We start from the raw sequence: 9,968 nt of genomic DNA on the forward strand, positions 1-9,968 counted from the left end.
GCCGAGGCGCTCCGGGGTGCCCCAGCCCGCCGGGGACCGTCAGCCGGACGCCGTGGACATCGCGGCAGCCGCCGCCGCGGACCTCGACGGCGCCGTCCTGCACGGCATGCCGCCCTCCCCGCTCGTCGCCGACCTCACGCAGGGCGTCAGCGTCGGTGACCGCGAGCCGACGCGGCCGACTCCCGTCCCGGGGGCCAGGCCTGCGAAGCAGGAGAAGCTCAAGCCGGGGATAGTGCCGGACCTCACCAAGGCCGCGCCGGACGAGATGCGCGACCTGCCCCCGCGCGCGGAGCAGCTCCAGCTCTCCGGGGACATCACCTACTCGCTGCCCTCCCTGGACCTCCTGGAACGCGGCGGCCCCGGCAAGGCGCGCAGCGCCGCCAACGACCTCGTCGTCGCGTCCCTGACGAACGTCTTCACCGAGTTCAAGGTCGACGCCGCCGTCACCGGCTTCACCCGCGGGCCGACGGTCACCCGCTACGAGGTCGAGCTGGGGCCGGCCGTCAAGGTCGAGCGGATCACCGCGCTGACCAAGAACATCGCGTACGCCGTCGCCAGTCCCGACGTCCGGATCATCAGCCCGATCCCCGGGAAGTCGGCCGTCGGCATCGAGATCCCCAACACCGACCGGGAGATGGTCAACGTCGGGGACGTGCTGCGGCTCGCGGACGCGGCCGAGGACGACCATCCGATGCTCGTGGCGCTCGGCAAGGACGTCGAGGGCGGGTACGTCATGGCGAACATGGCGAAGATGCCGCACATCCTCGTCGCGGGTGCCACCGGGTCCGGCAAGTCGTCCTGCATCAACTGCCTGATCACGTCGATCATGTGCCGGGCGACCCCCGAGGACGTCCGGATGGTGCTCGTCGACCCCAAGCGCGTCGAGCTGACCGCGTACGAGGGCATTCCGCACCTGATCACGCCGATCATCACCAACCCCAAGCGCGCGGCCGAGGCGCTCCAGTGGGTCGTCCGCGAGATGGACCTGCGCTACGACGACCTCGCGGCGTTCGGGTACCGGCACATCGACGACTTCAACCAGGCCATCCGCGAGGGCAAGCTCAAGACGCCCGAGGGCAGCGAGCGGGAGCTCAAGCCGTATCCGTACCTGCTGGTGATCGTCGACGAGCTGGCCGACCTGATGATGGTCGCCCCCCGGGACGTCGAGGACTCGATCGTCCGCATCACACAGCTCGCGCGCGCGGCGGGCATCCATCTCGTGCTCGCGACGCAGCGGCCGTCCGTGGACGTCGTCACCGGTCTGATCAAAGCCAATGTGCCCTCCCGGCTCGCGTTCGCGACGTCCTCGCTCGCCGACTCGCGGGTCATCCTCGACCAGCCCGGCGCCGAGAAGCTGATCGGCAAGGGTGACGGGCTGTTCCTGCCGATGGGGGCGAACAAGCCGGTCCGTATGCAGGGGGCGTTCGTCACCGAGGCCGAGGTCGCGGCGGTCGTCCAGCACTGCAAGGACCAGATGGCGCCGGTCTTCCGGGACGACGTCACGGTGGGGTCGAAGCAGAAGAAGGAGATCGACGAGGAGATCGGGGACGATCTGGATCTGCTGTGCCAGGCGGCCGAGCTGGTGGTGTCCACGCAGTTCGGGTCGACCTCGATGCTTCAGCGGAAGCTGCGGGTGGGGTTCGCGAAGGCCGGGCGGCTGATGGACCTCATGGAGTCCCGGGGGGTCGTGGGGCCGAGCGAGGGGTCGAAGGCGCGGGACGTGCTGGTGAAGCCGGAGGATCTGGACGGGGTGCTGGACGTCATCAGGGGCGGGAGCTGAGGCAGGGGGCGGGGGTTTGACGGGGTTTCCGGTCGCGCGATCTTCGTGACTCACCCGTTAGAGATCGTCGGGCAACCGTTTCCCTTTGTCGCACGTCCAGTTGAGCGGGAGACAGGTACGGGCCTCACCCTGGCCCGGTCCGTCCCGCTGTCGGCTTGTCCGGCCATACCGATGGCGTACAAAGTCCGACCGCCCGGTTGCCCCACCCTTTTGCACCCCCCCTAAACTGTATTTCCAGCACAGGCGGCTACACGCTCGAAAGGCGCCCCCGTGTCCATCGGCAACTCCCCTGAAGACGAGCGTCCCTTCGCAGACGTCTCCTCCGAGGAAGCCCCCTCCATCGGCCATGTGCTCCGGCAGGCGCGTATCGAGGCCGGTATGACCGTCGACGACGTCAGTACCGCCACCCGCATCCGCATCGCCATCGTCCACGCGATCGAGGCCGACGACTTCACGTCCTGCGGCGGCGACGTCTACGCGCGCGGGCACATCCGTACGATCGCGCGCGCCGTCCATACCGATCCCGCCCCGCTGATCACCCGTTTCGACGCCTCGCACGGCGGGCGCCCCGCGCCGACCCCGGCCGCACCGCTCTTCGAGGCGGAACGTATCCGCCCTGAGCGGAAGGGGCCGAACTGGACGGCCGCGATGGTCGCCGCGATCGTCGCGGTGATCGGTTTTGTCGGTTTCACCGCCTTCAAGGGGGACGGTGACAGCGACAAGACCGATCAGATCGCCGGCGGCGCGTCGCCCTCCCCGTCGGTGTCCACCACTCCACCCACCCCGAAGAGCGAGAAGCCCCCGGCCGACGGCCGGCCCACCCCGTCCGACGACGCCATCGCCGCCGCGCCCCAGGACAAGGTCACCGTCCGCGTCAGCGCCACCCACGGGCGCAGCTGGATCTCCGCCAAGGACCACAACGGCCGGCTCCTCTTCGACGACCTCCTCAAGCAGGGGCAGTCCAAGACCTTCCAGGACAACAGCAAGATCAACCTCGTCCTCGGGGACGCGGGGTCCATCGAGCTGTGGGTGAACGGTAAGAAACTGGACAACGACTTCAAGGCGGGGGCTGTGGAGCGGCTCACGTACACGAAGGGCGATCCGCAGGCCGGGTAAGAGACGGCGGGGGTGATGATCTCGGTCAACCCCGTCGGCGTCCGATGTCGGTGGGACAAAGTAGTCTTGAGCCCATGCCTGAACGCCGTACCGTCGCACTGGTCACCCTTGGCTGCGCCCGTAACGAGGTGGACTCGGAGGAGCTCGCAGGCCGTTTGGAGGCGGACGGCTGGCAGCTCGTGGAGTCCGCGGAGGACGCGGATGTCGCAGTGGTCAACACCTGTGGGTTCGTGGAGGCCGCGAAGAAGGACTCCGTGGATGCCCTGCTGGAGGCCAACGACCTCAAGGGGCACGGCAGAACGCAGGCCGTCGTGGCCGTGGGCTGCATGGCCGAGCGGTACGGCAAGGAGCTGGCCGAGGCGCTGCCGGAGGCCGACGGGGTGCTCGGGTTCGACGACTACGCGGACATCTCCGACCGTCTCCAGACCATCCTGAACGGCGGCATCCACGCCTCGCACACCCCGCGCGACCGGCGCAAGCTGCTGCCGATCAGCCCGGCCGAGCGGCAGGAGTCGGCCGCCGGGGTCGCCCTGCCGGGACACGCGCCGGTGGACCTCCCGGAGGGCCTCGCGCCCGCGTCCGGCCCGCGCGCGCCCCTGCGGCGCCGGCTCGACGGCTCCCCGGTCGCCTCCGTGAAGCTCGCCTCCGGTTGCGACCGGCGCTGCTCCTTCTGCGCCATCCCGTCCTTCCGCGGCTCCTTCATCTCCCGCCGCCCCTCGGACGTCCTGAACGAGACGCGCTGGCTGGCCGAACAGGGCGTCAAGGAGATCATGCTGGTCTCCGAGAACAACACGTCGTACGGCAAGGACCTCGGCGACATCCGCCTCCTGGAGTCCCTGCTGCCGGAGCTGGCCGAGGTCGAGGGCCTGGAGCGGGTGCGGGTCAGCTACCTCCAGCCCGCCGAGATGCGTCCTGGTCTCATCGACGTCCTCACCTCGACGCCGAAGGTCGTCCCCTACTTCGACCTCTCCTTCCAGCACTCCGCGCCGGACGTCCTGCGCGCGATGCGCCGCTTCGGTGACACCGACCGGTTCCTCGAACTGCTCGACACCATCCGGAGCAAGGCCCCGCAGGCGGGCGTCCGCTCCAACTTCATCGTCGGCTTCCCCGGCGAGTCCGAGCACGACCTCGCCGAGCTGGAGCGCTTCCTGACCGGCGCCCGGCTGGACGCCATCGGCGTCTTCGGCTACTCCGACGAGGACGGCACCGAGGCCGCGACGTACGAGAACAAGCTCCCCGAGGACGTCGTCGCCGAGCGCCTCGCGCGCGTGTCCCGGCTCGCCGAGGAACTCGTCTCCCAGCGCGCGGAGGAACGCGTCGGGGAGAGCGTGCGGGTCCTTGTGGAGTCGGTCGACGAGGTGGAGGGTGTGTACGGCCGCGCGGCCCACCAGGCGCCCGAGACCGACGGCCAGGTGCTTCTCACGAGCGGCGAGGGGCTCCAGGTCGGTCGTATCGTCGAGGCGAAGGTGGTCGGCACGGAAGGCGTCGACCTCGTGGCCGAGCCGCTGGAGCGCTCGAACGGGTGGAGTGAGGAGACAGGCAGATGACGGGTGTTCCGGCGTCGGCCGCGGGCGGCTCCTCGCGCGGCGTGGGGCGGGTTTCGCGGGGCTCCGGAGGGTCTGGGGGAGCGGCGGGGGTGGCCGGACCGGCGGGGTTGTCGCCGTCGGCCTCTTCCGCCCCGGCGGCCCCGGCCGCCTCGGCCCCCGAAGGGGTGCGTTTTTCCGCGGCGGGCGGTGGCACCGAGGGGGCGGGGGTTTCCTCGGGGTCTGGTGCCCCTGTCGGTGGGACCGAGGCCGAGGCGGTGCGCGCCGCCTCCGGGATCGAGGTTCCCGACGGGGCGCCGTCATCGTCCGAAGCGGTTGGAGCGGGTGGTGCCGGGGAAGACGTCGACGGCGCCTCCGGGCGCTCGCCGCGCGGGGCGAAGATCGCTGCCGCCGCCGTCAACCAGGCGAGCGTCTGGAACATCGCCAATCTGCTGACGATGCTGAGGCTCGTCCTCGTGCCCGGGTTCGTCGCGCTGATGCTGGCCGACGGGGGGTACGACCCGGCGTGGCGCTCGCTCGCCTGGGCCGCCTTCGCCGTCGCGATGATCACCGACATCTTCGACGGACACCTCGCGCGGACCTACGACCTCGTCACCGACTTCGGGAAGATCGCCGACCCCATCGCCGACAAGGCGATCATGGGGGCGGCGCTGATCTGCCTCTCCGCGCTCGGCGATCTGCCGTGGTGGGTGACGATCGTGATCCTCGGCCGGGAACTCGGTGTGACGCTGCTTCGTTTCTGGGTCATCAGGTACGGAGTGATTCCCGCGAGTCGCGGGGGGAAGATGAAGACCCTCACCCAGGGAGTCGCCGTCGGGATGTACGTCCTGGCGCTGACGGGGTGGCTGGCCACCCTGAGGTTCTGGGTGATGGCTGTGGCGGTCGTCCTGACGGTCGCGACGGGCCTCGACTATGTAAGACAGGCCATTGTGCTGCGCAGGCAGGGAATCGCCGAGCGCAAGGCGGCGCTGGAGGAGACGGAAGCGTGAGTTCCACGGCCACTGACGTGGTGCGACTACTGACGGTGAGGGGTGAGGTGCTGGCCGTCGCAGAGTCGCTGACCGGTGGCCTGGTCGCGGCGGAGATCACCGCGGTCCCCGGCGCGTCCAAGGCGTTCCGCGGCTCGGTCACGGCCTACGCGACCGACCTGAAGCGCGAGGTGCTCGGGGTCGACGCGGCCCTGCTCGCCGCCCGTGGAGCGGTGGACGCGCAGGTCGCGGCCCAGATGGCGGCCGGCGTGCGGAAGGCTCTCGGCGCCGACTGGGGCATCGCGACGACCGGTGTGGCGGGTCCCGATCCGCAGGACGGCCGGCCCGTGGGCACCGTCTTCGTCGCGGTCGACGGGCCGTTCGGCCCCGATTCCGGTTCCGCCTCTGGCGGAAAAGTGAAGGCCCTGCGGTTGAACGGCAGCCGTGAGGAAATTCGTAGAGAGAGTGTACGGAGCGTACTCGCACTGCTCCTTCAGGAGCTTGCGGGCGAACAGACCGGGAATGAGCGGGCACAGGATACGGAACAGAACGGGGGGTTTTGATGTTTGCAGCCCTGAGTGAACACGACATCGCTCCCCGCACGGCCGCGGCGCTAGGCGGTACGGTGGGGCGAGAAGGATGCGGCTACGCGGTCCGAGGAGGGAGCCACCGATGATTCTGCTCCGTCGCCTGCTGGGTGACGTGCTGCGTCGGCAGCGCCAGCGCCAGGGCCGTACTCTGCGCGAAGTCTCCTCGTCCGCCCGAGTTTCGCTCGGCTATCTCTCCGAGGTGGAGCGGGGGCAGAAGGAGGCGTCTTCCGAACTGCTCGCCGCCATCTGCGACGCGCTGGACGTACGGATGTCCGAACTCATGCGGGAAGTGAGCGACGAACTCGCCCTCGCCGAGCTGGCCCAGTCCGCTGCGGCCACCCCCAGCCAGCCCGTGCCGACCCCGGTGCGCCCGATGCTGGGTTCCGTTTCCGTGACCGGTGTGCCTCCGGAGCGGGTGACCATCAAGGCGCCCGCCGAGGCGGTGGCCGCCGCCTGAGGGCGGTTGTGTGCGGGAAGCACGTTTGAGGGAAGCCCCGGCCGGTACTCGGCCGGGGCTTCCGCGCGTCCCGGGGCCGTGCTCCGTTTGCCGGGTCCCCGGCGCGCGGGCATCGTGGAACGGCCTGCCCCGAGCACCGGAGGTTCACGGATGTACGTCGTCAAGAGCCCGCTGTCCGACGCCGACCTGAGGACCGTCGGTGATGCCCTGCAAGGGGCCCTCGTCGACCTGATCGACCTCTCGCTGGTCGCCAAGCAGGTCCACTGGAACGTCGTGGGGCCGCGCTTCCGGTCCGTCCATCTCCAGCTCGACGAGGTCGTGGACGTCGCGCGGCTGCACTCCGACACGGTCGCCGAGCGGGCCTCGGCGCTGGGGGTGTCCCCGGACGGGCGGGCGGCGAGCGTCGCCGCCGGGAGCGGGATCGGGAGCGTGGCCGAGGGGTGGGTGAAGGACACCGACGCGGTGGGGACGCTGGTCGCCGCGTTGGGTGCGGTCATCACTCGTATGAGGGAACGTGTGGCGGTCACCGGTGACGCGGACCCGGTGAGCCAGGACATTTTCATCGGGATCACGGCGGATCTGGAGAAGCATCACTGGATGTTCCAGGCGGAGAACGTGTAGGGGGACAGGCGGTGGGGTGGATAGCGCGGGTTGTGCTCGGGGGTGTGTGGTGGTGGGGGGTGCTGCGGCTCGCGGTCGCGCCGGACGCGGGGGTGGTGGAGGGGGCTGTGGTGGCTGGGGGGTGGGGGTTGAGTCTGTTGCCGGTGCACTGTGTGCCGTGGGCGGGGGTGGAGAGGGGGAGGGTGAGTGCGAGTGCGAGGGCGAGGGGGCGGAGAGGGTGAAGGGGAGTGTGAGGTGTCGGGTGAAAGTCCGATGATCGGATCAGATTGCCGGTGAGGTGTGCGTCATGGCTCGCGCTCGGCGGGACCGGCGCTCACCAAGGCATCGCCACACCCCCGTTGGGCCGCAGGATCTGCCCCGTGACGAACGCGGACGCGTCCGACGCCAGATACAGCACGGCGTGCGCGATGTCCTCCGGTTCACCCACCCGCTTCAGTGGGGCGAGCCGGGTCATGGTCGCCTCCACGCGGGACTGGGCCGTGGCGTCGGGCCGGTCGGTCATCGGGGTGCGGATCCAGCCCGGGGCGACCGCGTTGACGCGGATGCCGTGCGGGCCGACCTCGGTCGCGAGGGTCTTCGTCAGCTGGACGACGGCGGCTTTGGCGACGCCGTAGCAGAGCAGCCCGGCGCCCCCGGTGTCCACGGCTCCGGACGCCATCGTGACGATGCTGCCGCCCGAACCCTGCCCGATCATCAGACCGGCGGCCTCCTGGCAGGCGTACAGCACGCCCTTGAAGTTGACGGCCCACACCCGGTCGAAATCCTCGTCGCGCGTCTCCAGGACCGTGCTGCTGTGCATGATCCCGGCGACGGCGGCCAGGATGTCGAGGCGCCCGCAGGAGGCGAGGGCCCGCCGCAACTGGGCGCGGTCGGTGACGTCGAGGGGATGGACCCGGACGGCTTGGCCGGCTTCGCGGCCGGCGAGGTCCGCCGTCTCCGCCAGCCCCCGCGCGTCCCGGTCCGCCGCGTGGACGGTCGCCCCCGCCTCCGCGAGCAGGACGGCGCAGGCGCGGCCGATGCCGCTCGCGGCTCCGGTGACGAACGCGGTGCGCCCGGTGAGGTCGTACGCCTTCACGGCCATTCAAGGACCGTACGAACAGATCTGACGGTCCGTCAATAAGTGGGGCCCTGCTGACAGCTCGGGCACCAGTAGGTCGGGCGGTCGTCCTGGTCGGCGAGGCGGACGACGGTGCCGCAGCGCAGGCACGGGCGCCCCGCGCGGCCGTACACGAACAGGTCCTGGCCCCGGCGGCCGGTGGTCGTGCGGACCGGGCGGTCGCGGTTCGCCGTCAGGAGGCGATGGGCGAGGCCGGGGAGTTTGGCCGCGCGGTCGGCGGGAAGCGCGCCGATCGGGAGCCAGGGGGTGGCGCCGGTGAGGAAACAGAGCTCGCTCTTGTAGATGTTGCCGATCCCGGCGAGGTTGCGCTGGTCGAGGAGGGCCTCGCCGAGGGGGCGCGCGGGGTCCGCGAGGAGGTTGCGGAGGGCCGGTTCGGGGTTCCAGTCCGGGCCCAGCAGGTCGGGGCCCAGATGGCCGACGAGGCCGGTCTCCTCCGTCGTCCGGATCAGGTTCAGCACCGTCAGGCGGTAGCCGACGGCTGTGCGGTCCGCCGTTCCCAGGATCGCCCTGATCTGGTGTCCGGGGCCGCCGCTCCAGCGCCGGCCGTGCGCGTACACCTGCCAGGCGCCCTCCATCCGCAGGTGGGAGTGGAGGGTGAGGCCGCCCTCGATGCGGGTGAGGAGGTGCTTGCCGCGCGGGGTGACGTCCAGGACGGATCGGCCGGTGAGGTCGACTGTCGCGTACTGGGGGACCCTGAGGTCGGAGCGGGTCAGGGGGGTGCCCGCGAGGGCGGTGTGCAGACGGCGGGCGGTCTGCCAGACGGTGTCACCTTCGGGCATGGGGGCCTTCGGGGGGTACGGGGGCCGGAGACGGTGAGGTCCCCGCGCGGGACCTCGTCATGCGCGCAGGCGCAGGCCGCGCGGGGTCGCGATGAAACCTGCTCCTTCCAGGAGGGGGCCGAAGGGGGAGGTCAGGGCCTCGACGCCGTTGACGCGCTCGACGGTGACCGTGCCGAGCGTGCCCGCGCGGGCGGCCTCGGCGAGCGCCTCCGCCGCTTCGCGGAGCCGGGGATCGTCCGCAGGGGCGTCGTCCGGCGCGCTCGGCCAGGCCAGGAGTGTCTTCCCGCCGCGCTCCATGTACAGCGTCAGCTCCCCGCCGACCAGCACCACCAGCGAACCCGCCTTCCGCCCCGGCTTGTGCCCCGCCCCGGTGGGCGGCTCCGGCCAGCCGAGCGCCGCACCGTACGCGTTCGCCGGGTCGGCCGCCGCGAGGACGACGGCCCGGGAGGGCTGTGGACGACGGTGAGGGTGCCCTTGGGCGTACGGCGGGGGCGGGATGGGGCGCCGGGAGTTTCGGGGGGCGCCGGTGCCGGGGTCGGTGAAGTCGAGGCTGTCGGCGGGGGCCGGGGTGCTCCAGTCGAGGTCGGGGAAGCCGGTGCCGGGTGCGGGCGGGGTGAGGTGGTCGGGGTGGGGCGGGTGGCCGTACGCGGTGTCGGGGGCCGTCGGGAAGTCCTCCGGGGTCGGTCTGATGCCGCGCGTGGCGCTCGCCGGGAAGCCGTAGTCGGCCGGCGTCGCCGGGGCGGGGAGGGGTTCCTCCCGGTCGCGGGCGTTCGCCACCGCGCGCAGGCGGTCGACGGCGCCGTCCATTGCGAACTGGGCGGCGCCGAGGCCCTCCACGACGTACCCCCGGCGGGCCTGGCCGCTGTCCTCGAACGCGGACAGCACGCGGTACACCGCCGAGAAACCGCCCTCCACGCCCTCGGCGGCGACCGCGCCCCGGGTCACGACGCCGTGCCGGTCGAGGAGGGTGCGGGCCAGGGCGTGGGCGCGGACGGT

General features: G+C 71.4%; 10 protein-coding genes. 7 read left to right on the forward strand and 3 right to left on the reverse strand.

All coding sequences use genetic code 11. The features are described from left to right. From ACVNF4_RS26660 to ACVNF4_RS26690, 7 genes are all read left to right on the forward strand, one after another. The coding region (locus ACVNF4_RS26660) for a DNA translocase FtsK (RefSeq protein ID WP_461805416.1) at positions 1–1,780 on the forward strand (1,780 nt) is incomplete at its 5' end. Between the two features lie 270 nt (positions 1,781–2,050). After that, positions 2,051–2,896, forward strand: coding sequence for a helix-turn-helix domain-containing protein (locus ACVNF4_RS26665; RefSeq protein WP_461805417.1), 846 nt, complete (start codon positions 2,051–2,053; stop codon positions 2,894–2,896). Between the two features lie 74 nt (positions 2,897–2,970). Continuing rightward, on the forward strand, positions 2,971–4,443 hold the full coding sequence (gene rimO, locus ACVNF4_RS26670; protein ID WP_461805418.1) for a 30S ribosomal protein S12 methylthiotransferase RimO: 1,473 nt from the start codon (positions 2,971–2,973) through the stop codon (positions 4,441–4,443). After that, the gene (gene pgsA / locus ACVNF4_RS26675; RefSeq protein WP_461805419.1) at positions 4,440–5,429 is read left to right on the forward strand and encodes a CDP-diacylglycerol--glycerol-3-phosphate 3-phosphatidyltransferase; all 990 of its coding nucleotides are present in this window, start codon (positions 4,440–4,442) and stop codon (positions 5,427–5,429) included. Before rimO ends, pgsA begins: the two co-directional genes overlap by 4 nt. Next, positions 5,426–5,971 carry a CinA family protein gene (locus tag ACVNF4_RS26680; RefSeq protein WP_461805420.1) on the forward strand — a complete coding sequence of 182 codons (546 nt, stop codon included), beginning with the start codon at positions 5,426–5,428 and terminating at the stop codon, positions 5,969–5,971. Before pgsA ends, ACVNF4_RS26680 begins: the two co-directional genes overlap by 4 nt. Positions 5,972–6,080: 109 nt before the next feature. Beyond that, the gene (locus ACVNF4_RS26685; RefSeq protein WP_461805421.1) at positions 6,081–6,455 is read left to right on the forward strand and encodes a helix-turn-helix domain-containing protein; all 375 of its coding nucleotides are present in this window, start codon (positions 6,081–6,083) and stop codon (positions 6,453–6,455) included. 150 nt (positions 6,456–6,605) lie between these two features. Continuing rightward, entirely contained in the window at positions 6,606–7,076 is a 471-nt protein-coding gene (locus ACVNF4_RS26690) for a Dps family protein (RefSeq protein WP_461805422.1), read from the forward strand. 313 nt (positions 7,077–7,389) lie between these two features. Here the strand turns inward: ACVNF4_RS26690 and ACVNF4_RS26695 are convergent, their stop codons facing one another. From ACVNF4_RS26695 to ACVNF4_RS26705, 3 genes are all read right to left on the reverse strand, one after another. Next, a complete protein-coding gene (locus ACVNF4_RS26695) occupies positions 7,390–8,157 on the reverse strand; it encodes an SDR family NAD(P)-dependent oxidoreductase (RefSeq protein ID WP_461805423.1) in 768 nt (255 codons plus the stop codon). 32 nt (positions 8,158–8,189) lie between these two features. Next, positions 8,190–8,972 carry an Fpg/Nei family DNA glycosylase gene (locus tag ACVNF4_RS26700; protein ID WP_461805424.1) on the reverse strand — a complete coding sequence of 261 codons (783 nt, stop codon included), beginning with the start codon at positions 8,970–8,972 and terminating at the stop codon, positions 8,190–8,192. A 57-nt stretch (positions 8,973–9,029) separates the two neighbouring features. Then, on the reverse strand, positions 9,030–9,968 hold a 939-nt coding region (locus tag ACVNF4_RS26705), incomplete at its 5' end, for an Lhr family helicase (RefSeq protein ID WP_461805425.1).

It is taken from the genome of Streptomyces sp. S6 (assembly GCF_054880855.1).